This window comes from Kosakonia arachidis (genome assembly GCF_900116535.1).
GTDB classification, from domain to species: Bacteria; Pseudomonadota; Gammaproteobacteria; order Enterobacterales; family Enterobacteriaceae; genus Kosakonia; species Kosakonia arachidis.
The window spans coordinates 66,474-92,924 of record NZ_FPAU01000007.1; the positions used below are offsets into that span (position 1 = coordinate 66,474).

24 protein-coding genes and 1 pseudogene are annotated in these 26,451 nt (G+C 54.4%); 13 read left to right on the plus strand and 12 right to left on the minus strand.

Features of this window, described 5'->3' with window-relative positions; translation table 11 throughout:
• The first annotated feature begins 4 nt into the window (after window positions 1–4).
• Together BM427_RS20795 and BM427_RS20800 are read left to right on the plus strand one after the other, a co-directional pair.
• Entirely contained in the window at window positions 5–454 is a 450-nt protein-coding gene (locus tag BM427_RS20795) for a type II 3-dehydroquinate dehydratase (protein WP_090125228.1), read from the plus strand.
• On the plus strand, window positions 451–1,380 hold the full coding sequence (locus BM427_RS20800; protein WP_167518503.1) for a 2-hydroxyacid dehydrogenase: 930 nt from the start codon (window positions 451–453) through the stop codon (window positions 1,378–1,380). Before BM427_RS20795 ends, BM427_RS20800 begins: the two co-directional genes overlap by 4 nt.
• A 107-nt stretch (window positions 1,381–1,487) precedes the next feature.
• Here BM427_RS20800 and BM427_RS20805 read toward each other — a convergent pair whose 3' ends face one another.
• Window positions 1,488–2,450: a LysR family transcriptional regulator gene (locus BM427_RS20805; protein ID WP_090125235.1), complete on the minus strand. Its 963-nt coding sequence runs from the start codon at window positions 2,448–2,450 to the stop codon at window positions 1,488–1,490.
• Window positions 2,451–2,792: 342 nt separating this feature from the next.
• On the opposite strand from BM427_RS20805, the gene BM427_RS20810 reads away from it, so the two are divergent.
• The 6 genes from BM427_RS20810 to BM427_RS20835 all read left to right on the plus strand — a co-directional run bounded on the left by BM427_RS20810 (window position 2,793) and on the right by BM427_RS20835 (window position 8,861).
• Window positions 2,793–3,824, plus strand: a complete 1,032-nt coding sequence (locus BM427_RS20810; RefSeq protein WP_090125551.1) for an ABC transporter substrate-binding protein — start codon at window positions 2,793–2,795, stop codon at window positions 3,822–3,824.
• A 65-nt stretch (window positions 3,825–3,889) separates the two neighbouring features.
• A complete protein-coding gene (locus BM427_RS20815; RefSeq protein WP_090125237.1) occupies window positions 3,890–4,744 on the plus strand; it encodes an ABC transporter permease in 855 nt (284 codons plus the stop codon).
• Window position 4,745: 1 nt separating this feature from the next.
• Window positions 4,746–5,564: an ABC transporter permease gene (locus BM427_RS20820; protein ID WP_090125240.1), complete on the plus strand. Its 819-nt coding sequence runs from the start codon at window positions 4,746–4,748 to the stop codon at window positions 5,562–5,564.
• A gap of 128 nt (window positions 5,565–5,692) precedes the next feature.
• Window positions 5,693–6,943, plus strand: a complete 1,251-nt coding sequence (locus BM427_RS20825) for a flavin-containing monooxygenase (RefSeq protein ID WP_090125243.1) — start codon at window positions 5,693–5,695, stop codon at window positions 6,941–6,943.
• A 172-nt stretch (window positions 6,944–7,115) separates the two neighbouring features.
• On the plus strand, window positions 7,116–8,264 hold the full coding sequence (locus BM427_RS20830) for an alpha-hydroxy acid oxidase (RefSeq protein WP_090125245.1): 1,149 nt from the start codon (window positions 7,116–7,118) through the stop codon (window positions 8,262–8,264).
• 57 nt (window positions 8,265–8,321) lie between these two features.
• Window positions 8,322–8,861 (plus strand): DUF2058 domain-containing protein, encoded by a 540-nt coding sequence (locus BM427_RS20835; protein ID WP_090125248.1) that lies wholly within the window; start codon window positions 8,322–8,324, stop codon window positions 8,859–8,861.
• An 8-nt stretch (window positions 8,862–8,869) separates the two neighbouring features.
• Here BM427_RS20835 and BM427_RS20840 read toward each other — a convergent pair whose 3' ends face one another.
• Complete coding sequence (locus BM427_RS20840) at window positions 8,870–9,565, minus strand: RluA family pseudouridine synthase (protein WP_090125252.1); 696 nt, start codon at window positions 9,563–9,565, stop codon at window positions 8,870–8,872.
• 255 nt (window positions 9,566–9,820) lie between these two features.
• On the opposite strand from BM427_RS20840, the gene BM427_RS20845 reads away from it, so the two are divergent.
• A complete protein-coding gene (locus BM427_RS20845; RefSeq protein ID WP_090125254.1) occupies window positions 9,821–10,303 on the plus strand; it encodes a cold-shock protein in 483 nt (160 codons plus the stop codon).
• Between the two features lie 125 nt (window positions 10,304–10,428).
• On the opposite strand, the gene cybB is transcribed toward BM427_RS20845, so the two are convergent.
• A complete protein-coding gene (gene cybB, locus BM427_RS20850; RefSeq protein ID WP_090125259.1) occupies window positions 10,429–10,965 on the minus strand; it encodes a cytochrome b561 in 537 nt (178 codons plus the stop codon).
• A 43-nt stretch (window positions 10,966–11,008) separates the two neighbouring features.
• Window positions 11,009–11,698, minus strand: coding sequence for a VIT1/CCC1 transporter family protein (locus BM427_RS20855; RefSeq protein ID WP_090125262.1), 690 nt, complete (start codon window positions 11,696–11,698; stop codon window positions 11,009–11,011).
• Between the two features lie 471 nt (window positions 11,699–12,169).
• On the opposite strand from BM427_RS20855, the pseudogene BM427_RS20860 reads away from it, so the two are divergent.
• The 4 genes and pseudogenes from BM427_RS20860 to BM427_RS20875 form a co-directional block, all read left to right on the plus strand.
• A pseudogene (locus BM427_RS20860) lies at window positions 12,170–12,346 on the plus strand (hypothetical protein); the annotation flags it as partial.
• Between the two features lie 355 nt (window positions 12,347–12,701).
• Window positions 12,702–13,184 (plus strand): hypothetical protein, encoded by a 483-nt coding sequence (locus BM427_RS20865; RefSeq protein WP_139234441.1) that lies wholly within the window; start codon window positions 12,702–12,704, stop codon window positions 13,182–13,184.
• A gap of 50 nt (window positions 13,185–13,234) precedes the next feature.
• Window positions 13,235–13,852 (plus strand): RhiA family protein, encoded by a 618-nt coding sequence (locus BM427_RS20870; RefSeq protein ID WP_090125271.1) that lies wholly within the window; start codon window positions 13,235–13,237, stop codon window positions 13,850–13,852.
• Window positions 13,853–13,941: 89 nt separating this feature from the next.
• Window positions 13,942–14,598, plus strand: a complete 657-nt coding sequence (locus tag BM427_RS20875) for a hypothetical protein (RefSeq protein WP_090125274.1) — start codon at window positions 13,942–13,944, stop codon at window positions 14,596–14,598.
• A gap of 46 nt (window positions 14,599–14,644) precedes the next feature.
• On the opposite strand, the gene urtE is transcribed toward BM427_RS20875, so the two are convergent.
• The 8 genes from urtE to atzF all read right to left on the minus strand — a co-directional run bounded on the left by urtE (window position 14,645) and on the right by atzF (window position 26,330).
• A complete protein-coding gene (gene urtE, locus BM427_RS20880) occupies window positions 14,645–15,343 on the minus strand; it encodes an urea ABC transporter ATP-binding subunit UrtE (RefSeq protein WP_090125277.1) in 699 nt (232 codons plus the stop codon).
• Between the two features lies 1 nt (window position 15,344).
• The gene (urtD, locus tag BM427_RS20885) at window positions 15,345–16,136 is read right to left on the minus strand and encodes an urea ABC transporter ATP-binding protein UrtD (RefSeq protein ID WP_090125280.1); all 792 of its coding nucleotides are present in this window, start codon (window positions 16,134–16,136) and stop codon (window positions 15,345–15,347) included.
• Window positions 16,129–17,205 (minus strand): urea ABC transporter permease subunit UrtC, encoded by a 1,077-nt coding sequence (gene urtC, locus BM427_RS20890; protein WP_090125282.1) that lies wholly within the window; start codon window positions 17,203–17,205, stop codon window positions 16,129–16,131. The genes urtD and urtC overlap by 8 nt, the downstream gene beginning before the upstream one ends.
• Complete coding sequence (gene urtB / locus BM427_RS20895) at window positions 17,205–18,779, minus strand: urea ABC transporter permease subunit UrtB (RefSeq protein WP_090125285.1); 1,575 nt, start codon at window positions 18,777–18,779, stop codon at window positions 17,205–17,207. The genes urtC and urtB overlap by 1 nt, the downstream gene beginning before the upstream one ends.
• Before the next feature lie 93 nt (window positions 18,780–18,872).
• The gene (gene urtA, locus BM427_RS20900; protein WP_090125287.1) at window positions 18,873–20,144 is read right to left on the minus strand and encodes an urea ABC transporter substrate-binding protein; all 1,272 of its coding nucleotides are present in this window, start codon (window positions 20,142–20,144) and stop codon (window positions 18,873–18,875) included.
• A gap of 65 nt (window positions 20,145–20,209) precedes the next feature.
• On the minus strand, window positions 20,210–20,911 hold the full coding sequence (locus BM427_RS20905; protein WP_090125290.1) for a GntR family transcriptional regulator: 702 nt from the start codon (window positions 20,909–20,911) through the stop codon (window positions 20,210–20,212).
• Window positions 20,912–20,920: 9 nt separating this feature from the next.
• Window positions 20,921–24,535 (minus strand): urea carboxylase, encoded by a 3,615-nt coding sequence (gene uca, locus BM427_RS20910; RefSeq protein WP_090125293.1) that lies wholly within the window; start codon window positions 24,533–24,535, stop codon window positions 20,921–20,923.
• Entirely contained in the window at window positions 24,528–26,330 is a 1,803-nt protein-coding gene (gene atzF / locus BM427_RS20915; protein ID WP_090125297.1) for an allophanate hydrolase, read from the minus strand. The genes uca and atzF overlap by 8 nt, the downstream gene beginning before the upstream one ends.
• Between the last annotated feature and the right edge of the window lie 121 nt (window positions 26,331–26,451).

Sequence of the window (26,451 nt, forward strand, 5' to 3'; positions counted from 1 at the left end):
GTGCATGTCACAGCAGATCTATTTTCTCAATGGACCGAACGCCAACTTGTATGGGCTGGATAAAAACGGCACCTACGGCAGCGAAAGTTTTGTCAGCATCGGAGAGCGCTGCCAGCGGCGCGCCGCGTCACACGGTGTGATATTGCATTTCCGCCAGAGCAACCATGAAGGCATCCTGGTTGACTGGATCCAGGAAGCACGCCAGAACGCCGTGGGGTTAATTATCAACGCTGCGGGTTTGACCTACAGTTCGGTGCCCATTCTTGATGCGTTGCTGATGTTTGATGGCCCAATCATTGAAACGCATATGAGCAACATCTGGAAGCGCGAGCCGTTCCGCCATCACTCGTTGGTGTCGAAAGCAGCAACCGGTGTCATTGCCGGGCTGGGCGCAGTCGGTTACGAGCTGGCAATTGATGCAGTGGTCAACCTGGTAGGAACGCGCGCTGCATGAGTACATTAGTGTTTTACAGCGAATTCGACAGCTTCGAAGAGTGGTCACAGTTACTAGCCCCACACTTGCCCGGGGTGACAATTTGCCGCGCCGAAACGGTGCAAAACCCCGATGAGGTGCACTATGCGCTGGCATGGAAGCCGCCACATGGATTCTTTGCGCCGTACCGCAATCTTAAACTGTTGGTGAATCTCGGTGCGGGCGTTGATTCGCTGGTGGGACGCGACGATCTGCCGAATATTCCGATAATTCGTCTCTCCGACCCTGATATGGCGCGCATGATGGCCGGGTACGTGCTGTTTGCCGTCCTACGCTACGCGCGCGATATCCCGGCATTTGAGCGCGCGCAGCGTGAACAGCGCTGGCATTACCTGCATCCACGTAAGCCCTCCAGTATCCGTGTCGGTGTGCTGGGACTGGGAGAGTTAGGCGCGTATACGGCGCAGGAACTGGTACGACAGGGGTTTGACGTACGCGGCTGGTCGCGTTCGCCAAAAGAGATGACGGGGATAAGGTGCAGCAGTGGGCTGGCATCGTTGAATGATTTTCTCAGCCAGAGCGATATTCTGGTGGTCATGCTGCCACTCACACCGCACACGGCTGGCTTGCTCAGTGCAGAACGGCTGTCGCGCCTTCCAGATGGCGCAGCGTTCATTAATGTTTCGCGCGGGGCGATTGTCGATCAGGCAGCGCTGACTGACGCGCTGCGCTCAGGACAGATTGCTGAAGCCACGCTGGACGTGTTTGACCGCGAACCGCTGCCGCCCAACGATCCGCTGTGGCAGATGGAAAACGTGCTGATTACACCTCATCTGGCATCTGTCGCCATCCCTGCCAGCGCCGCACAACAGGTGGCAGAAAACATCCAGCGCGCTGCACGTGGTAAACCGGTGACCAATCAGGTCTTCCCGGAGCGGGGGTATTAACGCAAAAACACGCGTCTCAGCGCGGCGCAATTTATTACGCAATGTCTGGCAGGCTTGCTGCCGACAAAGCAGTATGCGTGACATTGCGCCGCCAGATATCTGCCGTGTCACGCCACTCGTACCACCTGCGGATCGAAATAGCTTGGCGCCGCCATGCCAGGAATATACTGGTCGGAAATAAAAACGTGGCAGCGCTCAGCAAAGGCGTTAACCACCATGGAGTGCTGGGTATGGGCGGCGGTCGCGTAACCGAGTTGCATCGCCCTGTTCGTCCCCGCCAGCCGTACGCGAATCAGGCGTTTGCCATCCTGGGAGAGATGCGCCTTCGGCCGCACGTTGGCGATACCAAACCCTACGCCGTTTGCCACCATCGCGCGCACCACTTCCATATTGCTGGAGCGCATTACGACATTCGGCGTAACACCCGCCTCGCTAAACAGCCCAAGGAAATATTCGCGGCTCCACGGCATATCCAGCAACACCATCGGCATCGTCGCCAGATCCTGAATGGTCACCGCCGATTGCGTCGCAAGCGGATGATGCTCCCCCACCATCACATAAGGTGGCAACTGTGCCAACGAGGTAAACGCGATGTCGCTGGCGGGGACTAAATCGTAGGTCAGCGCGATATCAATATCGGCGGTGCGCAACTGTTTCAGTAACTGTTCATGGTTGCCTTCTACCAGCGTAATGCGCACACCGGGAAATGCGCGACCAAAACCGAACACCAGTTCAGGGGTTAGCATGGGTGCCAGCGTATCCAGACAGCCCACCCGCAGCGGGCCACGCACATTGTTCATCGATTCCGAGGCGATAGTATAAAGATTCAACATCTGCTCCAGAATGAGCTTCGCCTCTTTCAGAACCTGATGACCGATAGCCGTAAGCGAAACGCCCTGTGCGTGATGGCGCACAAAGAGCTGTACGCCGAGCTCAGATTCGATGTGGGTGATGGCGGCAGAGATCGACGGCGATGAAACGTGGATACGTTCTGAGGCGCCAATGATGCTGCCGGCCTCTCCGGAGGCGACAAAATATTCCAGCTGACGCTGGGTAATGCGACTGAGCATGCAGGTTCTCCTGAGATCGCCGACGCGATCATGTCGCGCCAGTCATTCTAATAGTGTTAATTTTTATGCATTTATCATGCCAAATGAAAATTAACAGCATAATCCCCTGCTTTTGTTGTGCTCTTCTTCCCTTCTGCCTTATCACTGGTTAAGAAAATCCGTTGCAAAGCAGCACCTTTTTTAGCCTCAGAAATTCTGATGCAACGGCGAGGAAAAGGCTGTTTTACGCAACGCGTTCGCCACGTCATTATCGGTTTCACACCAGGGAACACCGTTTGCACCGTTCTGGCGCGCCGGGTTTCAGATTTCTACAACAACCATTTCATAGATGGGGATGAAAATATGTTGCGTAAGATTTGTGCCTTAACGTTGTTGACCACCTGTGTGCTCAACGCAGGAAATGCAATGGCCGCTGACAAGCTGATTGTCAGCACCTGGGGCGGCGGTTTTAAAGATTTGATCGATGAAACCATTGCAAAAGAGTTCACCAAAGAAACCGGCGTAGAAGTGCAGTTTGTCACCGGTGGCACCATTGATCGTCTCAACAAAGCCAAGCTGGCGGGCGGCTCACCGGAAACTGACGTGACCTTTACCACCGCGCATGTGGGCTATCTGTATGCCAATTCTGGCCTGTTTGAAAAACTCGATATGAGTAAAATCCCGAACGCCGCCAACCTGGTGCAACAGGCGAAAGTCAGCCCCTATCACCTCGGCGTGTGGGGCTACGTTTACACCATCGGCTATCGACCGGATCTGGTGCCGAAAGGCGAAACGTTTACCAGCTGGAACGATCTGTGGAAGCCCGAGCTGAAAGGCACGCTGGCGCTGCCGGACTGGGATCCGAGCCATATCATTGCGGTGGCCGCCAAACTCTCCGGCACCGATGCGGCGCACTGGCAGCAAGGCCAGGCAAAGCTGAAAGCGCTGATCCCGAATATCAAATCGTTCTATACCGATGATGCCAACAGCCAGCAGTTGATCTCCACCGGCGAAACCCCGGTACAGGTGATGCTGTCAATGAACGCCTACAACATGATGGCTGAAGGGGTGGACGTCAAACTGGCGATCCCCAAAGAGGGGGCGATTTTGGGTGTCGATACCATTGGTATCAACAAAGGCACCAAACATAGCGACCTCGCGTATAAGTTTATGAATATTGCCCTGAAGCCCGATATTCAGGAGCAAGTGGCAAAGATTTATCACGGCAGCCCAACGGTAACCAACGCGCATATCGATCCTGAACTGGCGAAATTGCCGGGCATGCTCACCACGCCTGAGCAGTGGAATGCCACTATCAATACCGATCCGCAACTGCGTGCCGAGAAAACCGCTGAGTGGCGTCAGTGGTTCTCTGAAAACATCATGTCTCATTGATTTATCGGGCGACTGGCAGGTCGCCCGGGTTCTACCGGCAGCACATTCATCAGGCAGCAAGGGCTATGACGAGAAAACCGACATTTTTACCCTGGTTCATTATTCCCGCTACGCTGGCAGCAGTTGGGCTGGTCATCGCGATGTTCGCAGTGATGCAGTTCAGCGTACGCGCTTATATTCCCGGTTCGCTCGACGTGGGCGGATTGACGCTGGCGAACTTCAAAGGCCTGTTCAAAAGTATCTATGCCGATGCTTTTATTAACACCGTCATGCTGAGCGCGAAAACCGCTATTTTTGGCTTGTTGATGAGTTATCCGCTGGCGTATGCACTGGTGCGCACCCGCACCATGTGGATCAAATCCGCGATATTGATTATTGCGATTACCCCGATGTTTCTCGGCGAAGTGGTGCGCACCTATTCCTGGATTATCGTGCTGGGTAACAGCGGCTTCCTTAATAGTCTGCTGCTGGCGTTAGGCGTCATCTCAACGCCGATTCAGTTTATGTTTACGCAAACCGGCGTGGTTCTCGCCCTGGTACACGTTACCATGCCCATTATGGTGTTGATGCTGGCGACCGCGTTGTCACACATCAACCCGGATTATGAGAAAGCCGCCGCCAGCCTCGGTGCAGGGCCGATCCGCACCTTGCTGACCGTGACTATACCCCTCTCAATTCCCGGCATTGTCTCCAGCCTCACTACCGCGTTTGCCTGGACCTTTAGCGCCTTTGCCACACCGCAACTTATTGGCGGCGGACGCGTCAGCACCGTGGCAACCATGGTCTATCAACTGGGTTTCTCATCGATGAATTTCCCGTTTGCCGCCGCGCTGAGCATCGCCGGGTTAATCCTGACCATCCTGTTACTGATGGCACTCAAACGCATGACCCGATTCCTGCACACGATGGGGGAGCATTGATATGACCCGTTCGATCAACGACAAACTGACTGTACTGGCGGGCCGCCTGCTGGTCGCGGCTATTCTGCTCTTTGTGATGCTACCGACTATCGTGGTATTTATCTCTTCATTCAGCAGTACCGCCGTGTTGTTCTTCCCGCCGAAAGGCTGGTCGCTGCGCTGGTTCGAGCGCGCGGTGAATTATGATGATTTCCGTCACGGTTTCTACTCCGGGCTGATTGTCACCGCATGGGCATCGTCACTGGCGGTGATCATCGGCACCACGCTGGCGATTGCCATCGAACGCTATTCGTTTCCGTGCAAACAGGCGCTGGAAGGGATTCTGATGTCACCCCTGTTTATCCCACACTTCACCATTGGCCTGGGCCTGCTAATGCTGGTGTCGCAACTCAACCTGGGGCGCGGTTATCCGCTGGTGATTTTCTGCCATATCGTGCTGATACTGCCGTTTGTGTTGCGTAGCGTTTATGTGTCGTTAAAAAACCTTGAACAGCGCATTGAACTGGCGGCAGCCAGTCTTGGCGCATCGCCGTTGCGCGTGGTATGGACTATCACCGTGCCATTAATTTTGCCGGGCCTGTTTGGCGGCTGGCTGTTTGCCGCGATCCTCTCCTTTAACGAATTCACTGCGTCGTTGTTTATTACTACCCAGGCAACACAGACCTTACCGGTGGCGATGTACAACTATGTGCGTGAATTTGCTGACCCGACACTGGCAGCTCTGTCGGTTATTTATATTACTGTCACCGCCACGCTGCTAATTATCACTAATAAGTTTTTAGGACTGGGGAAAATATTAAATGTTGAGAGAAGACATTAATAAAGGGTGAATGAATGCGCACGGTTTTTTCCACTGCGCTGCCTCAAAAACCTGATTGTCATTAATACGACACCCGATTACGCTTAGCGATAAAACTATCGGGGGTCGCCTATATTTAGGGATTCAACATGTCAGTAGAAAAAATGAATACTGTAATCGTCGGCGCAGGTCAGGCCGGTATTGCCATGAGCGAGCACCTGGCATTAATGGGTGTCCCCCACGTCGTCCTGGAGCGCAGCCGTATTGCTGAACGCTGGCGATCTGAGCGTTGGGATTCGCTGGTGGCGAATGGCCCAGCGTGGCATGACCGCTTCCCATCGTTGAAATTCGGCAATATTTCCCAGGAAGCGTTTCCGCCGAAAGAGCGCATGGCGCAATATTTTGAAGACTATGCCCGGATGATTCATGCCCCGGTTCGCACCGGTGTTGACGTGCATCAAGTTGTGCGTCTGGCAGGGCGCAGCGGATTTAAAGTAGTGACCTCGGCCGGTGAATTTGAAGCTGACAATGTGGTGGCCGCCACGGGCCCGTTTCAGAAACCGTCATTCCCGCAGATCGTGCCAGAAAGCGCAGGTGTGCACCAAATTCACTCTTCCGTCTATAAAAATCCGCAGCAACTGCCCGCAGGCGGCGTGCTGGTGGTGGGTGCAGGCGCTTCCGGTACGCAAATTGCCGAAGAGCTGCGTCAATCAGGCCGGGACGTTTATCTGTCGGTCGGCGAACATTATCGTCCTCCCCGCACCTACCGCGACCGTGATTACTGCTGGTGGCTAGGCGCGCTGGGTCTGTGGGACGAAGTGAAAATAAAGCCGAAAAAAGAGCACGTTGCTTTTGCGGTAAGCGGCTATGAAGGCGGTAAAACCGTGGATTTCCGTCGCCTGGCACATACAGGTATTACGCTGGTGGGCATCACCCAAAGCTGGGAGAACGGTATCCTGAGTTTTGCCGAAGGCCTGGCGGAGAATATCACTGCGGGCGATAACGCCTACTTTGACGTACTGCGCGATGCAGATGCTTATATCGAACGCAACGGGCTGGATCTGCCACCTGAGCCGCAGGCGTGGGAACTCCTGCCGGATCCGGAATGTCTGCGTAATCCGCTGGCGCAATTAGATATTGCCGCAGCGGGAATTACGACGATTATTTGGGCAACGGGTTTTAAATTTGATTTCAGCTGGCTACAAGTAGATGCCTTCGACGAAAAAGGCCTGCCATTCCATAAACGCGGTATTTCCGCCGAGCGTGGTATTTATTTTCTCGGCCTGCCCAATTTAGTAAACCGTGCTTCGTCGTTTATTTATGGTGTATGGCACGATGCTAAATATATTGCCGATCATATTGTTTTACAGAACGCTTATACCGACTACGTTAAATCATAACTGTCTACGTATTCTGACTGTCACCGGTGGCTAAATCATCGTTATTTAGAGCCTATCCCAAGCGGCGTTCAAAATGCCAACACATCTTGTGTGAGCACTGCTCTGGTCCAAAATGGTAAATAAAATAGCCTAATGGGATAGGCTCTTAGCCACATCGTCCTGGATAACCGATATGATCATCACCTGCATTGAAGATCTACGACAATTGGCGCGTAAGCGGGTGCCAAAGATGTTTTATGACTATGTGGATGCCGGCTCCTGGAGCGAATATAGCTATCGCGCCAATGAAGCTGATCTACGTCGTCTGGAGTTTCGCCAGCGAGTGGCTGTCGATATTTCCGCTCGCAGCACCGCCAGCATGATGCTCGGACAAGCCGTTACGATGCCCGTGGCCATTGCTCCCACGGGGTTAACCGGCATGATCCATCCCGACGGCGAAATCCTTGCGGCGCGTGCAGCGAAAACGTTCGGCATCCCGTTTACGCTTTCGACCATGAGTATTTGTTCCATTGAAACCGTAGCGCAGGCCACCGATTACCATCCCTTCTGGTTCCAGCTCTACGTCATGCGCGATCGCCAGTTTGTCGCGAATCTTATTGATCGCGCGAAAGCCGCCAACTGCGGCGCGCTGGTCGTCACTATGGATCTCCAGGTGTTTGGACAGCGCCATAAAGACATCAAAAATGGCCTGTCGACCCCACCTAAAATGACGCTGCGCAATCTGCTTAATATTGCCAGCAAACCACGTTGGTGCCGCAATATGCTCTCCACACGCAACCGTAACTTTGGCAATATTATTGGTCACGCCAGCGGCGTAAATAACATTGATGCCATGATGGAGTGGACTGCGCAGCAGTTCGATCCGCATCTCTCCTGGCAGGATATTGAGTGGATTAAACGGCGCTGGGGCGGCAAGCTGATCGTGAAGGGTATTATGGACGTGGAAGATGCGCGCCAGGCAGTGGCAGCAGGCGCGGATGCGCTCATTGTCTCTAATCACGGCGGCCGTCAGTTGGATGGCGTGTCGTCATCGAGCACCTTATTGCCAGAGATTGTCGCCGCAGTGGGTAATGATATTGAAGTCCATTTCGACGGCGGGATACGCTCCGGTCAGGATGTGCTGAAGGCGATTGCGCTGGGGGCTAAGGGAACTTACATCGGGCGCAGTATGCTGTATGGATTAGGGGCGATGGGCGAAACAGGTGTCACCATGGCGCTAAATATCATTCGTAATGAGTTCGATTTGTCGATGGCTTTTTGCGGCAAGACCCATGTAGCGTCGATTGATAACGGGATCCTGCGGCACAGGTTGTTTGACTGACTTCCCCCATTTGGCTGTTATAATCCTGCTAATACTCCAACGGATTTAACAGCGACGATGACAAAACTTACCTTGCAAGAGCAGATGTTAAAAGCTGGATTAGTTACCAGCAAGAAAATGGCCAAAGTCCAGAGAACGGCGAAAAAGTCCCGCGTTCAGGCGCGTGAGGCCAGAGAGGCGGTAGAAGAAAATAAGAAAGCGCAACTTGAGCGTGATAAGCAACTCAGCGAACAGCAAAAGCAGGCTGCGTTATCGAAAGAGTATAAAGCGCAGATCAAGCAGCTTATTGAGATGAATCGCATCACAATCGTGAAAGGCAATATCGGCTTTAACTTCACCGACAATAGTGTGATTAAAAAAATTGAGGTCGATAAACTCACTCAGGCGCAACTGATGAATGGCCGTCTCGCTATTGCACGTCTGCTGTCTGACAACGGCGGTGATACCCAATATGCCATCATCCCGGCGGCTGTCGCCGATAAAATTGCCCAGCGCGATGCAAACAGTATTGTGCTGCACAGCGCGCTAACTCAGGAAGCACAGAATGAAGACGATCCGTATGCGGACTTCAAAGTGCCCGATGATTTGATGTGGTAATTAACGTTTCAGAATGGGCTGTCATTACGGGCGATGATCCGCCTGTTGCTGATGGGATGAACAAAATGCAACTCGCTGGCGTGCAGCATCAGCCGCGGTGCCAGCTCAGTACCCGGCCTAAGCCGACCACCATAGAGATCGCACCCCAGAATCGGATATCCAAGGTGCTGGCAGTGGACGCGAAGCTGGTGTGTGCGCCCGGTTTCAGGAATAAGCTCAACACGCGACAGCGGCAGTAACCTGCCCTCTTCCTGCGCCCGGTAAAAACGCTCAATGACCCGAAAACGGGAACGCGCTGGCTTGCCGCGAACTGCACAAATCGACATCAGCGGGAAGCTCGCCGGGTCTTTGGCGATTGCAGCCTCGATCACCCCTTCGTCATCGTTCACGTGCCCACAGAGCAATGCGCTGTAAACCTTGGTGACGCTGCGCTGGCTGAACTGCTGGCAGAGCGCGGCGTTAATTGCTTTATTGCGGGCAACCACCATCAACCCGGAAGTGCCGAAATCAAGGCGATGAACCAGGGTGCAACCGGGGAATATCTGCACCAGTCGATAATGCACGGAATCGAAATTTTGTGGGTTTTTCCCCGAGAGGCTGAGCAATCCGCTGGGTTTATTGATCAGCACCAGGTGCTCGTCCTGATAAAGCATTTCAATGTTGTCGTGACACGGCGGGGCAATAAAAGTATCGATCATAGACATCGGGCTGCCCGAGTGGAGAGTGGCAGCGGATAATAACGGATTTTCACCGAGCTGGCGAATCCGGCGGTTGGTTTGAGGGAAGTGACAGGCATTTTACCCCTTTGGCTTAGTGTCCCGCGCATGGCAAGCGGGCATTCCCCACTCGCGTAGCAGAAATTTATCATTCACACTTAACCAGACGTGGCCTGCGCAGGCATTGTGCTTTACACTGCGCGCTGCAAAAAAACTGAGTAGATAAACGATTAACCAGGCGGTATAGCGATGAACGGAACGATCACAACATGGTTTAAAGATAAAGGTTTTGGCTTTATCAAAGATGAAAACGGTGAGAACCGTTATTTTCATGTGATTAAAGTCGCGAACCCTGAGCTAATTAAGAAAGATGCCGCAGTGACTTTTGAACCCACCACCAATAACAAGGGGTTATCGGCTTACGCGGTGAAAGTCATTCCTGACAGCAAATACATCTATATTGCGGGCGAACGTCTCAAGCTTGCCTCGATCAAATCGTATCTGGTGTACAGCGAAGAAGTCCCTGCTGATACCCGCATCGATAAAGAAAATGCCGTGTTGTCTGTGGGTCTGCTGATGGGAAATATCAGGCCGAAAACCACCACCAGACCGGGTGAAATGCGTTCAGTGAAAAAATTAGCGATCACCACCTTCCAGGGAACAACCTCTCTCTTCTCGGAAGATGAAATTGATATTGATGCAACAGTGAAAATGCTCAAGGTCTGAGCCGCGCCGTTGGCCCTTCAGACAACTTTTTGAGTATCACACGCTGGCTTACAGGTATCCAGTGCGGACAATTATGTGAGAAGAAGTGACAGTATGTCACTTCTTCTCTTGCCGGGAAAACCACGTTAATCCGGGCGTTTGCCTGGCATCATTCTCAGTAATGTATTATCACGCAGTATGTAGTGGTGCAGTAGCGCCGCCGCCGCATGCAACCCGATGATAAAATAGCCCGCATTAGCCAGTAATTCATGGACCTCTTTCAGACTGTGCTGCAGTACACCATTTTTTTCCGCCGCAATCGGCATGTTAATAAACAGAAAACTCCACTCTTTCTGGCCATAATAGAGCGAGCCCCCCCCCAAAAGTGGAAGAAAAATAAACAGTGCATATAAAATAAAATGCACAACAGTGGCACTGAGTTTTTGCCATTGTGGCAGAGCGGGAACAACCGGCGGTTCCGGGAAGATAAATCTAAACACCATTCTAATTAGCATCAGAATAAATACACTGACACCACACGTGTAATGTGTTATTGCCATCCAGTAACGACCGACAGAATCTTTAGGGAAAATCCCCTTGAATTCCATCGCGGCGTACGTGATCACGATCAGCAATAAAACCAGCCAGTGTAGTGCTATCTGTCCACCTGAGTATTTCTTCATTTTTTCTGTCCTGAGTTTTCTATCCTGAGAATGAAACGATTATTTAAGCCAGCGCCTGTCCGGCGAGCGAACCTGCACCCATAGACAAAGCCATCGCCATGGCGCTCCAGAAGGTGATTCTACTAATCGCTTTCAATGGCGGCGCTTTGCCTGCCACCGACGATATATAGCCAAGCAGCGCCAGTGAAAAAAGTGTGGAAAGGATGATGAATAGCAAAACCCGTGGTGCTGGCGTTAACCACGCCACCAGAACCGGCAACAGCGCACCGGCAGAAAAACTGATGGCTGAAAAAATCGCGGCCTGCAGCGGCCGTGCTGAATTTGTCTCCGTCAGTCCCAGCTCTTCACGGGCATGCGCGTCGAGCGCGTCCTTTGCCATCAGCTGTTCCGCAACCTCGCGAGCAAGCTCAGACGCCAGTCCCCGTTGCATATACAGTGAAGTCAGTTCCTGTACCTCCCCATCATAATCCGTCGCCAGTTCCCTTTTTTCCTGGGCAATCGCAGCCTTTTCGGTATCGGCTTGCGATGAGACGGAAACATATTCTCCGGTCGCCATAGACATGGCGCCTGCAACCAGCCCGGCAACGCCCGCCAGCAACACCCCGGAGGAGGAGCTTCCCGCAGAGGCAACCCCGAGAACAAGGCTGGCCGTCGACACGATGCCATCATTGGCTCCCAGCACTGCCGCCCGGAGCCAGCCGACTCTTCCGATGCTGTGTAGTTCCCGATGCATGCTTATTTTGCCTTTTGTCAGTGAATGAATCTGTCTGGCAGTGCCGATATTAAAAATATCGTACTGATAGTTTATTATGTCAGTCTTAACGCCAGATTAAGAAGAAATGAATAAACCTCAGGAACTGCTGATTTTCATTTCCCTGAACGTTTATTTCCGAAATGATAATAGCTATCATGCTCGTTTATAAATGCCTCAGGAATAATTTTACCCGCATTGCTGTCAATTGTATTTTATCATTTATGCGGGTTCAGCCAGGCCATCTTTTAAGTGTCAGCATTAATTTCCGAGGTGATTCATTCACAGTCAAAACTTATTGTCGCCGTTACCGTGTTGTCAGCCGACAAGAGACATAAACTGGCAGCAAACGTTTACACTAACGTAATAACGCACAGCAACGCTATGTCAGCCCTAACGATACACGCAGATCGCTGGCGATTTCAGCTTCTCTCAACCATGCCGCCCAAGATGAAAGAACAACTCGATTATCTGAATCAAAACAACATCACTTTCCTGCAAGGTTACTGCTTCTATAAGCCGGTCAGCTTTCAGGAACTGCTCAAAATTCTACTGTCGAAACCCAGAGTGAAAGTGGTGGTTGATGGTTCGCCTCGCCCGAAAGACGATGCAGACAATGTGGTGGGCTGAATAACCTTGTCGTGCGGTCAATGTACCGTGAACGTTTACTGTGTGACTAAGGTGGCTTTTTCGCATGATAATTCCGACATAATAACGCCGTATCCTTTATCACTTCGCACCTTTTGCTTTCATTTCAGGCTGAGTCCCACGGCATTGACGTAATATATTATACGGTGTGTGCCTTCACCATAAAATTTTTAGTACGCAAATATTATATATCAAGTAATCGTGCAGCTACGCTTATTGTACCCACGCACTTTGCGGGGGAACACTTCCTCCGTGCTGCCATGGATATTATCGATTAATACTTTAACTCACAACTGTGGTAGCCCTGACGAAATAAGACCATTGGCATGAGGTAAATGTGAATAATACAATACACGATGTTTTATTACAGGATTATCCTTTGCTATTTTCCGGCTTGCCAGCAATAAGCTCTGAAAACGAAAAGGAGTTAGTGCAGTTCTGCGAGAAACATAAGGAACATGTTTTATCTGCAATGCCATGGGCGGCTTCAGAGATTGCAGGAACTTGCGGATTTAAATCCCTTTTCCAACTAATCTCTCATCATGGCGGGCGAAAAATATATATTCCTAAAGATGCCTCAAAGTTCTATAAGTTATATGAAGTTGAGATTCCTAAAAAACAGTATTCCCGGTTATGCAAATATGCGGATTCGGCCGGGAACATCGAAATGCCATCGGCATGGGGCGTATTCGTAGCCATTCGTCGCGCGGCCATGCAGATAGCTATGCAGGACCAGGTTTCACCAAAATATTTAGTGAAAACGTTTGGCGTCACCATGAGGAGTATAAGGCTCATAAAATCACGAAACACCTATATGTAAGCAGGCAGTTGTTATCACGTTATTTTCACTCAACAAACAAGGTGGATATTATGTCTCAGCAATACACTGTCAATGTTACCAATAATTCAACGATTTTTGGCTCTTTCTGTATCTATCAGTCATTACCGGACATCAGTAATCCGAATATTATGTCACTGGCCTGGCTGACAAAATCGGCTTTTCCTGGCACACAACTCTCTTTTACATGGGGAATTGACTACAGCTTTGTCTGGGATGATTCAGGGCCGCTGAATGTGGGCAGCGTATTCACAGCGTCGCAAAGTGTTCCCTGCGATCCCTCCGGCAGTAATAATATCACGCTGATGTACAGCAACGGCGCTTACAATTTTAGCGGGCTGAATAATGGGGGGCGTAATGGCACATTATTTATTACCGGCCATGAAAGTATTAACCCCGTTAATAACGCTGCAGTCGGGATCGCCATGTCGGGCGCAGGAACATTTGTCCAGCCGGCGCAACCAAATATGGATCTGGTATTTTCTGTTACGCCGACGTACTGGATCACTTATGGTAATTATATCCCCGGCCAGGTTATTCAGATCAGCGATATCAGCAATGCGCAGCAATTAACTTTCCCGATGGGCAGCTATGAACTTGATGTGGCGCTGCAAAGAAATAATAGCTGGGTTGTCACCAGCAATAGTTAAGCGTTAACAACAGCAGGGAAAGGTTTGAGGCCATTATTTTATCCCTCGCGCCCTTCCCTCTTTATAATTCCTTTCAGAAGGGGAATAAAATGGACAAAGAACAATATGACCGGCAGAAAATTAATGAATTTCTCCAGTTGGTGAGCAATGAAGATGAAGTCATCACCTCTACCGGTGCCAATGTCGTCAATATTAGCGGCACACTTTATAACGTTGATGGCAGTACGCCGGATCCCAAAAGAGTGCCGGGATATAAAGATAAAAGCTGGAAGGATTTACTCATTGCAAAAGGCATTTCACCAGGCAGCGCTTGCTATATTACCAACGCCGTTCCTGCGGGCACCAGCCACCCCGAATTTTCCGTCGGTGGTCACATGACGCCCTCCAGCGACGGAAAGGTGTCTGTCAGCGGGAGCTGTTATTTGATGCCCGAGTGCCATTGGCATAACAACAAAGCCCGGGACGGTATCGCGTTTTATCACAGCGAAACGGCAATGCTTCAGCTCACCGGCTATATGCAGGGCGAGCTGGGAGCCACATTCCAGATACGGCTACCGTGCAGCGAAGCTTTTGGCCTGCTGTACAACCTGGAAGGTGACTGGCAACATCAAAACTTCGCCACTAAAGCAGACGCAGACTCTTTTCTCGCCCAGTTGAATGGCGGCAAGAAGGTGGAACACCACCTTTTCGAACGTCACATCCAGCTCCAGGGTCAAAGCCAGCGGCTGAAGCTGGTCAAAGTCTGAGTAAACCGTTCCTGCCGACGGAATAACCGGCAGGAACGACTCCCCTTCAAATCGCCACCAGTTGTCTTACGCCCTGCGCTTCCATCTCATCGCCGCGCCCACGCTGGATAATGGTGCCGCGCGACATCACCAGATACTGATCCGCCAGCTCGGCGGCAAAATCGTAAAACTGCTCCACCAATAGAATGGCCATATCGCCGCGATTCGCCAGGCTGCGGATCACCGCGCCAATCTCCTTGATAACCGAAGGCTGAATACCTTCTGTCGGCTCATCGAGGATCAGCAACTGCGGCTTACAGGCCAGCGCCCGCCCGATGGCAAGCTGCTGCTGTTGTCCGCCGGAGAGATCGCCGCCCCGCCGCTGCTTCATCTCGCGTAGCACTGGAAAGAGTTCGTAAATCTCGTCGGGAACCGTTTTCGCCTGGCGTCCCGGAAAACGCGACAGCCCCATTAGCAAATTCTCTTCGACGGTCAGACGGGGAAATATCTCCCGTCCCTGCGGAACGTATGCGATCCCCTGCTGTACCCGCTGATGCGGCTTACTGTTATTGATCAGTTTACCCTGCCAGTGTACCGTGCCAGACTTCGCCGGGATCAGCCCCATCAGGCACTTCAGCAGCGTGGTTTTCCCCACGCCGTTGCGGCCCAGCAGGCAGGTGATTTCCCCCGGCGTGGTCTCGAACGACAAGCCGCGCAAAATGTGGCTGCCGCCGTAATACTGGTTTAACTCTTTCACCTGCAACATATTAGCGCCCCAGATAAACGTCGATAACCTGCTCGTTGGCCTGCACCTCGCGCAGCGAACCTTCCGCCAACACCTGCCCCTGATGCAGCACTGTCACATAATCAGCAATGGTTTCGACAAAGCCCATGTCATGTTCCACTACCATCAGCGAGTGTTTACCCGCCAGTGTGCGAAACAGCTCGGCAATATAATCCGTTTCAGCATCCGTCAGTCCGGCGGCGGGCTCATCCAGCAGCAGCAAATGAGGCTCCTGAACCAGCAGCATGCCAATTTCCAGAAACTGTTTTTGCCCGTGGGAGAGCAGCCCGGATGGGCGATGTCGATGTTCCGTCAGCCGCAACAACAGCAGCACTTCAGCAATGCGATCCCGCTGCTCGCCGCTGAGCCTGGCTCGCAGGCTGGTCCACACCGACTTATCCATTTTCAGCGCAATTTCAAGGTTTTCCGTTACACTGAGTGCTTCAAACACGGTGGGTTTCTGGAACTTACGCCCAATGCCGGCGCGGCTGATTTCCACCGGTGACATTCCGGTAAGATCGATGTTCTGATCGTAGGTTATCCTCCCGCTATCCGGGCGCGTTTTACCGGTAATGATATCCATCAGCGTGGTTTTGCCTGCGCCGTTTGGCCCGATCACACAGCGCAGTTCCCCAACGCCAATCGACAGTGACAAATCAGTCAGAGCGCGAAACGAATCAAATGTCACGTTGATTTTTTCCAGTTGCAGCACTGGATCGGTGGTTTCCCGGTAACGATCCTGCAACTGCGGCTGGGTAAAGAGAGTCTCAGTCATGCTTCCTCCGTTTGAGCAAGCCAATCACGCCATGCGGCAGGAACAGCGTCACAAGGATAAACATCAGGCCAAGGAAAAAGAGCCACACATCCGGGAAAGCGACGGTAAACCAGCTCTTCGCACCGTTAACGATCCCGGCGCCGAGAATCGGTCCAATCAGCGAGCCGCGCCCACCGAGTGCCACCCAAATCGCCGCTTCAATTGAGTTGGTCGGCGACATTTCGCCAGGATTGATAATCCCCACCTGCGGCACATACAGTGCGCCCGCCAGCCCGCACAGCACGGCAGAAAGCGTCCAGACGAAAAGCTTGTAGCCTTTTGGATCGTAGCCGCAGAACATCAGCCGGTTTTCCGCGTCGCGCACGGCAGTGAGCACCCGGCCGAACTTGCTACGCGTCAGCATCACACCGATTACCAGCGACCCTGCCAGCAGCAGAACCGTCGCGACAAAGAGTGCGATACGCGTACCGGTCGCTGAGACCGGGAAGCCGAGCAACGTGGTAAAGCCGGTAAAACCGTTATTGCCACCAAAGCCGGTTTCGTTGCGAAAAAACAGCAGCATCCCGGCGTAGGTCAGCGCCTGGGTCATGATTGAGAAGTAAACATCTTTAATACGCGAGCGGAAGGCGAAATAGCCGAACACCAGCGCCAGCAGGCCTGGCACCAGAATCACCAGGCACAGCGCCCAGGCGAAATATTGCGTTCCGGCCCAGAACCACGGTAATTCCGTCCACGAGAGAAACGACATAAATGCCGGCAACCCGTCACCGGCGGCCTGGCGCATCAGATACATCCCCATCGCATAACCACCGAGGGCAAAAAATAATCCGTGGCCCAGCGACAGCAGTCCCGCGTAGCCCCACACCAGATCCAACGCGACCGCCACAATGGCATAGCAGAGGATTTTGCCAATCAGCGTCAGCGTGTAAGTAGAAATCGCCAGCGGATTTTCCGCCGGAAGCAGCGCGAAAAAGGGCAGTATCAGCAGCGCGACCAGCAGCAGTGAAGCGAGCATGCCGGTCAGGCGCGGCGCGCGTCGGGCGATGGTTAACGTAATAGGTTGGCTCATCAGTCAATTACCCGCCCTTTGAATGCAAACAACCCTTGCGGTCGTTTCTGAATAAACAGCACGATCAACACCAGGATCGCGATCTTGCCCAGCACCGCACCGATTTGCGGCTCGAGGACTTTGTTCAGCACGCCCAGACCCAACGCCGCCACTACCGTGCCCGCCAGTTGCCCCACGCCGCCGGTGACCACCACGAGGAAAGAGTCAATAATGTAGCCCTGTCCCAGTTCCGGGCCGACGTTACCGAGTTGCGACAACGCTACCCCGCCCAACCCGGCAATACCGGAACCTAAACCGAAAGCCAGCATATCGACGCGCCCGGTCGGTACACCGCAGCAATCCGCCATCCGGCGGTTTTGCGTCACCGCCCGCACATTCATCCCGAGCCGGGTTTTGTTCAGCAGCAACCAGGTGAGGATCAGCACGCCAATAACAAACACAATCACCGCAATACGGTTCCAGGGCAGTACCAGGTTCGGCAACACCGACCAGCCACCAGAGAGCCACGCCGGGTTGGCGACTTCCAGGTTCTGCGTGCCGAACAGTACGCGCACCAGTTGAATCAGCATCAGGCTAATCCCCCAGGTAGCAAGTAGGGTTTCCAGCGGCCGCCCGTAGAGGTGGCGAATAATGGTGCGCTCCAGCAGCATGCCGATAATGGCGGTGATAAAAAACGCCACCGGTAGCGCCACCAGCGGGTAAATCGCCAGCCAGTCGGGGGCAAAGCGCTGAAACAGATCCTGCACCAGCCAGGTGGAGTACGCGCCCAGCATGAGCATTTCGCCATGCGCCATATTAATCACCCCGAGCAAGCCGTAGGTGATTGCCAGCCCCAGCGCCGCCAGCAGCAGGATCGATCCAAGCGAAATCCCACTGAACGCTTGTCCGAGCCAGTCGCCCCATTTCAGGCGTTGCTGCACCTGTTTCAGGCTGGCAGCGGCGGCTTCGCGCACTGCGGAGTCGGGCTCATTTTGCGGCTGCGTCAGACGTTGCAGGCTGGCCTGCACCTGCGGATCGCTGGTTTCGCCCAGCAGTTTTACTGCCTGCAGGCGCCGTTCGGCGCGGCTGTCAGAAAGTTGTAAATTCGCGACCACAATGGCGAGTGCAGTATGCACGCCGTTATTTTTCTCCGCCGCCAGCCGTGCGCTGAGAAACGGCAACTGATCGGCCTGCGCGCTGTTTTGCAACGTCAGTGCCGCATGCAGGCGTACACTGTCGTCCGGGCTGACCAGTTGTTGCGTCGCCAGCGCGCTGGCTACCAGCCCGCGTATACGGTTATTCATAAACACTTTTTTCGTCGTGCCAGCAGGCGCTGCGTCGCCTTCCAGCGGCGTCAGTTTGCCGTTCTGGTCGGTAAAGAGTTGACCATTCGCATCGGTGACCACCGTTTCGTCATTCAGCGCCTGCAACAACGGCAAGCGCGATGCCTCCGGCGCGGCGGACCACTGCTGAAGCAGTTGCGCCTGCTGTGTGCGGCTGGCCTTGCCATAATCAGCGGCAGGCCCGGCCTGCGCCGTCGTAGTCATCAGCAGGCAGCCGAAAAGGAGAAAGCCCAAAGCCGGGAATATTTTCATGTGTCAGCGTCTTTTGATGGTTATCCGGTCAGGCCGGAACATTCAACCACTGCCAGGGGCAGAACGCCTGCCCCTGGCACGTACCGCACGGGCTTATTTACCGCCGGTTTTTACCGGGTAATCCGGTTTTTTATCGTTGCCCGCAATATACGGACTCCATGGCTGAGCGCGGATCGTCTTATCGGTATTCCACACCACGTTGAACTGACCGTTCTCTTCAATTTCACCAATCATCACTGGCTTGTGTAAGTGGTGGTTTGTGGCATCCATGGTCAACGTAAAGCCGCTTGGTGCGGCAAAGCTCTGACCTGCCATCGCCGCACGAACTTTATCCACATCGGTGGTACCCGCTTTCTCTACCGCCTGCGCCCACATATGGATGCCAACGTAGGTCGCTTCCATTGGATCGTTAGTCACCACGGTGTCGGCGTTCGGCAGTTTGTGCGCTTTGGCATAGGCACGGTAATCCGCAACAAACTTGGTGTTCACCGGGTTGCTGACCGACTCAAAGTAGTTCCACGCCGCCAGATGGCCGACCAGCGGTTTGGTGTCGATACCGCGCAGCTCCTCTTCGCCCACCGAGAAGGCCACCACCGGCACATCGGTGGCTTTGATACCCTGATTTGCCAGTTCTTTATAGAACGGCACGTTGGAGTCGCCATTGATGGTGGAGATCACAGCAGTTTTGCCGCCTGCGGAGAATTTTTTGATATTGGCAACAATGGTCTGGTAATCGCTGTAACCGAACGGGGTATAGACTTCTTCAATGTCTTTATCCTGGACACCTTTGGAGTGCAGGAAGGCGCGCAAAATTTTGTTGGTGGTACGCGGGTAGACATAGTCAGTACCGAGCAGGAAGAAGCGTTTTGCACTGCCGCCATCTTCACTCATCATGTATTCCACCGCCGGGATCGCCTGTTGGTTGGGTGCCGCGCCGGTGTAGAACACGTTCGGCGACATCTCTTCGCCCTCATACTGCACCGGGTAGAACAGCAGGCCGTTCAGCTCTTCAAACACCGGCAGCACCGATTTGCGCGAAACCGACGTCCAGCAGCCAAAAACCACCGCGACTTTATCCTGGGTCAGCAGTTGACGCGCTTTTTCCGCAAACAGCGGCCAGTTAGAGGCGGGATCGACCACTACCGGCTCCAGCTTTTTACCCAGCACGCCGCCTTTGGCGTTAATTTCATCAATGGTCATCAGCGCCATGTCTTTCAACGGCGTTTCTGAAATGGCCATAGTGCCGGAGAGAGAATGCATGATCCCTACTTTGATGGTGTCTGCTGCGTATGCCTGTAACGATAAGCCCATGCTCAAAAAAGTGGCTGACAGGGCAAAAGCTTTCAGTAAAGAACGTCTTTTCATTACAAAACCCCTAAATGATATTGAGTCATTAAAATTCCCCGCCGGACGACGGGGCGGAACCACGGCTACGGTGAAACGGGTTGTAAACTTGCCTGCTGGAGCATGTGCAAGGTGATTTTCCTGACCTCGGCTTTGCTCTGGGAAATGTGCTCGGTCAGAATGCGCTGCGCCTCCTCGGTTTGCTGTTTCAGGATCGCCTGTAAAACACGGGCATGTTCGTTGTAGGTCGCATCCACACGGTCATTGCGGGTGAAATCAAGATGGCGAATAATGCGCATCTTCTCGGTCAACTCCACATGTACCCGTACCATTTCACTGTTGCCGCTGGCGCGTACCAGCGTGGTGTGAAATTGCTCATCCTGAAGCGATAACGCTTTGCTCGGCTCCATGCGTGGCGCGTCAATCCAGAAACGGGTAAGCGGCGCCAGATGTTCTGAACAGATGCCCGGCGGCATGCCGCACAGGCGACGTACCGCTTCCCTTTCCAGCACGATACGAAAGTCGTACAGCGCCTCGAAATACTTGAAATCAAAAGGTTTCACCTGCCAGCCACTGCGCGAGTAAACCTGCACATAACCTTCATGCTCAAGCCAGAACAACGCCTGTCGCACCGGAGTACGGCTGGCAGACATCCGCTCAGAGATCTCGTTTTCACTAAAATGCGCCCCCGGCATTAAGCGAAAATCAAAGATGTCGTTTTTCAGTTCGTGATAAATGCGCTCCGCCAGGCCAACGGCGCGTTTTTTACTGCCCTTCTCGCTCATCATCCGTCTCCCTTATTCCAGCCACAGCAGCGTGTCGCCGGGGCTAACCGGACGCCCTGGCTGGCAGGCAATGCGTTTCACCTTGCCGCTCTGCGGTGCGCTAATAGCCAGCTCCATCTTCATCGCTTCGACGATGACCAGCGGCTGGCCTTCCGTCACCACATCGCCCGGAGCGACCAGCACTTTCCAGATATTGCCGCTCATATCGGCGCAAACTGGCAACGCGTCGTCATCTTCTGCGATCACTTCCGGCAGCAGGATTTCCGTTACATTGGTCTGCTCGTCCAGTTGCCAGCGTTCCACTTCCGCCTCGAAAGCTTCGGCCTGGCGCGTGCGGAATTCGGCAATGTCGGCGGCGTTATCGCGCAGGAACTGCAAATGCTGCGGGAAATCAAACACCGTCTCTTCAATACGGATGGTCGCACGGCCTTCGCGGAAATCGTCACGCAGCTGTGTGAGTTCTGCTTCGCTCACCGGGTAGAAACGCACCTGATCGAAGAAGTGCAGCAGCCACGGCTCACCGGCAGCGAATTGCGCATTTTTGAGGAACTTGTTCCAGATAGGCAGCGTACGGCCCACCAGTTGATAGCCGCCGGGGGAATCCATGCCATAGATGCACATGTACATCCCGCCGATCCCGACGGTGCCTTCGGCGGTAAAGGTGCGCGCCGGGTTATATTTGGAGCTAAGCAGGCGATGGCGCGGATCGATTGGCACTGCGCAGGGCGCACCGAGATAGACATCGCCAAGACCCAGGATCAGGTAGCTGGCGTCAAAAATCGTCGTCTTCACCGCTTCACGACTCGCCAGGCCGTTAATGCGCTGAATAAAGTCCACGTTATTGGGCAACCACGGCGCTGTCGCGCGCACCGTATCTTTGTAACGGCTGACCGCATCCAGCGTGGCGCTGTCTTCAAACGCCATCGGCAGATGCACAATGCGTGATGGCACTTTCATCTGGCTGACATCGCCAATATGCGATTCCAGTTCCAGCAGCAGCGCCACCAGTTCCTGCTGGCTAATGACGAGACTGTCATAACGCACCTGCAAAGAACGTACGCCCGGAGACAGCTCTTTCACACCCGGATGCGCCCGCATACGTAATTGTTCCATCAACAGGTGGACACGCAGACGCAGCGCCAGATCCAGCACGTTGTCGCCATACTCAATCAGAATGTAGTTATCCCCGGCCTGACGATAAACAATGGCGGGCGCACCCGCAGCGGCGGGCAGCGACACCAGTGCGGCGGCGGAAACCCCGTCGCGATCGGCAAGCGATGGTGTAATGAATTCTGCCAGTTGGCTGGCATGCAACGTCTCAATACTGCGCTCCTGCGCTTTTTCCCGCGCCACCGCCTCTTCCACGCTGATCGGGTAGAAGCGGATGCGATCGCCCGGTTTCACCTGCCCGACTTTCCACAACTCCGCTTTAGCGATGGTGACCGGGCAGACAAAACCGCCGAGACTCGGGCCATCGCGGGTGAGGATCACCGGGAAGTCGCCGGTAAAGTTAATTGCGCCAATGGCGTATTCGCAGTCGTGAACGTTCGAGGGATGCAGACCGGCTTCGCCGCCGTTTGGTCGCGTCCAGCCTGGTTTAGGACCGACCAGCCGCACGCCGAGGCGGTTAGAGTTGTAATGCACCTGCCAGTCGCTGGCGAAGAACTCGTCGATCGCATCCTGAGTAAAGAAATCCGGCGCGCCATGCGGCCCGTACAGCACACCGATGCGCCACAGTTCGCCATACTCCGGGATCAGCGACGGGCTTATTGCCTGGGGTTCACTCACCGGCGCGGGCGTGGTACATGCTGCCAGTTGCGGGCGTGAAATCGGCAGCAGATCGGCGACTTTCAGCGTGCGTCCGGCGTGGCCGCCAAACTGCCCAAGTGCAAAGGTGGAGCGGCTACCAAGATATTGCGGCACATCAATGCCGTTACGTACCGCGAGATAAGCGCGGCAGCCGACCTGCGCGCGACCATACGCCAGCGTCTGCCCGGCGTTTACGGTGATCGGTTGCCATAATGGCACCGCTTCGCCATCCAGCGTCGCCTGGCAATCTGCTCCGGTCAGGGCGATCACCGCTGCGCTGTGAAATTGCAGCACCGGGCCTTGCAGAGTGAACTCCAGCCCCGCCGCTGCGTCGTGGTTACCGACAATACGGTTGGCCAGGCGGAAAGCAAAATCGTCCATCGGGCCGGAAGGCGGCACGCCAATATCCCAGTAGCCGAGGCGGCCCGGATAATCCTGAACGCTGCTCCAGGTACCCGGTTGCAGCACCTCAATCACCGCCGAGTGCGCTTCATAGCTGTCGAGCATCCGCGTCCACATGCTGCCGTTGCGAAAAGCCTCGCTCGCGGTGATCTGGCGCAAATAATCAAGATTAGTGGTGATACCGTGCAGGCGGGTCGCATTGAGTGCAGCCTGCAATTTTGCCAGCGCCTCGTCACGGCTGGCGCCCTGTACAATCAGTTTGGCGATCATCGGATCGTAAAATGCCGACACTTCACTGCCGGTGGTCACCCCGGTATCCACGCGCACACCTTGCGGGAAAGCGACTTCGGTTAATACGCCCGGGCTGGGCTGGAAATTTTTCAGCGGGTTTTCGGCGTAGATACGCACTTCGATGGCCGCACCCTGCGGTGCCTGCTGCAGACGCGCCCAATCAATCGCTTCATCCGCCGCTATGCGTAGCATGCACTCGACCAGATCCAGCCCAGTGACGCACTCAGTGACCGGATGTTCCACCTGCAACCGGGTGTTGACCTCCAGAAAGTAGAACGCATCCCGTTGCGCGTCGTAGATAAATTCCACGGTGCCTGCGCTGCGGTAATTGACCTGTTTACCAAGCTTCACCGCAGCGCTGAGCAACGCTTCACGGGTCGCGGCAGGCAGGTTTGGTGCCGGGGTTTCTTCCACCACTTTTTGGTTGCGCCGCTGCAACGAGCAGTCGCGTTCGCCAAGTGCCACCACATTGCCTTTGCCGTCGCCAAAGATCTGCACTTCAATATGCCGCGCACGATCGATACAGCGCTCGACAAATACCCCGGCGTCACTAAAAAACTGTTCTCCCAGACGCCGCACACTCTCCCAGGCATCGCTGAGCGCCTGCGCATCGGCGCAGCGCGTCAGGCCAATACCGCCACCGCCTGCCGTACTTTTCAGCATCACCGGATAGCCAATATCCGCTGCTGCTTCAAGCGCCGCTTCCCGCGAGTCGAGCAGCCCGGTACCTGGCGTCATCGGCACGCCGGCCTCGGCGGCCAGCTCACGCGCACGGTGTTTCAGCCCAAACTCGCCTATCTGCTGCGCAGTCGGCCCGACAAACACAATGTTGGCCTGTTCACAGGCGGCGGCAAACGGCAGGCTTTCCGACAAAAATCCGTAGCCCGGCCAGATAGCCTGTGCGCCCGTTTCCTGCGCCGCCGCAATGATTTTGTCGATGTGCAGGTAACTGTCGCTGGCCTTCTCACCGCCCAATGCAACGGCGATATCGGCCTGTTTGACATGTTCGGCGTTTTTATCAGCATCGGAATAGACCGCCACGCTTTTAATACCCAGACGTTGCAGCGTGCGGATGGCGCGGCAAGCAATTTCGCCCCGGTTGGCAATCAGTACAGTGTTAAACATGTTTGCTCTCCTGGCGGGCAATCCAGTTACGCCAGCCTTTAAATTCAGTAATGTCGGTGGCCTCGTGCAGCGCTGCCGGTTCGCAGATAAACCCTTTCACCCAGCGTCCATCAGCCAGCTCCAGCGAACCGATGCCGAGCGGCGCGGGGATCTCCGCGACAAATTCGCCAAAGCGTGCCAGCGGGATATCCCACAGCTCTACCGCAATGGCCGCCCCCTGCGCATGGCGGGCAATCCCAGGTTTGGGCGGTTTTGTGTTTGCCAGTGCATACAGTCGGTAGCACGGCGCAGTTTCGGTGGCTTCGACAAATGCGGCATCACGGGTAGTGAGCTGGAAGTTCAGCGGCATGCCGCGCAGATGAGCACCCACTACGGCAACGCGAACATGGTGTTGAGAAACCGGTAATGCCGCCGCCTGCGGGGAGAATGGCAGGCCTGTCGCGCCAAGCGGCAGCGCCAGTTGCTGCTGCCAGCGCAGGCCGAAATCCGCCAGAGCGCGGTCATGCCAGGCCGGGGCGATCAGTGTGATCCCGGCAGGTAAACCGTCGGTGCGAAAAGGGGCTGGCAAAGCCAGTGCGCAGAGATCCGCAAGGTTAGTAAAGTTGGTGTAGGTACCGAACTGCGAGTTGAAGAGGATAGGTTCCTGCTTCATCTCTTCCAGTGTACGAATGGTGGGCGATGTCGGTACCACCAACGCATCAACGTCGCTCAGGGCGAGCTGAATTTTTTGCGTCAGTTCTGCGCGCAGGTATTCTGCGTTAAAAGCATCCACCGCGCTGTAGTTAAGCCCGGCGGAAATAATCGTGTGGACTGTGGGATCCATCTGCTCCGGATGGTGCAGCATCTCGCCAACAGATGCAGTACGTTCCGCCACCCACGGCCCCTGATAAAGCTGTTCGGCAAGCTGGTAGAACGGCGTAAAATCAATCTGCTGCAACGTCGCGCCGGTGGCCCGCAATGCCTCCAGCGCGCTCAGCCAGGCGGCTTGTGCTTGCGTATCGCCGAAGAAACGCAACTCTGCCGGGATCGCGAAAACCGGGTTTTGCGGGATGGCCGCAGGCGCAGTTGCCGGGTTAACGCGCGAATAGGCGTCTTCACTGTCTGCGCCGCCCGCCAGCGTCGCGATATAAAACGCGTCTTCCACCGTCAGGGCAAACACCGACAGCGTGTCATTCAGACGGCAGGCGGGCAGTACGCCGGTTGCAGAAAGCCAGCCTTTGGTCGGCTTCAGACCGACAATATTATTAAACCCGGCAGGCACGCGGCCCGAACCGGCGGTGTCAGTACCAAAGGCAAACGGCACCAGACCACGCGCCACCACGGAAGCCGAACCCGAACTGGAGCCCCCGCTGACATACGCCGGGTCAAAGGTGTTCGGCACCGCGCCGTAAGGCGAACGCGTACCAACCAGACCGGTGGCGAACTGATCAAGGTTGGTTTTCCCAATCACAATCGCCCCGGCCGCTTTCAACCGGGCGACAGCGGTAGCATCTCTACCAGCGATAAATTCGAGCGCCGGGCATGCCGCCGTGGTTGGCCAGCCCGCCACATCCACATTGTCTTTGACGGCAAAAGGAACGCCAAACAGCGGAAACGCATCGGGGTTATTGCGGTACAGCGGCAGCAACGCATTAATCTGCGCCTGTAACTGCGCGTCGCTGGCGATAACCAGCCAGGCATTATCCTCAAGGGATAACGCATCAATATGCGCTTTTAAAAGCGAATAAACCGACTCACTCTCCTGCCGCATTCGCTGCTGCCATGCAGTCAGTGTTTTTCCTGTCATTAACGCCATTGTTGAATTCCTGCTGGTATACAAGATGGAATTCAATCAGCAAGCGGCATGCCAAAAATTCAATATATTGTTTTTGAAGTAAAAACGTTATTCCCCGGGTATTTTCCCATTACCCGCCTGC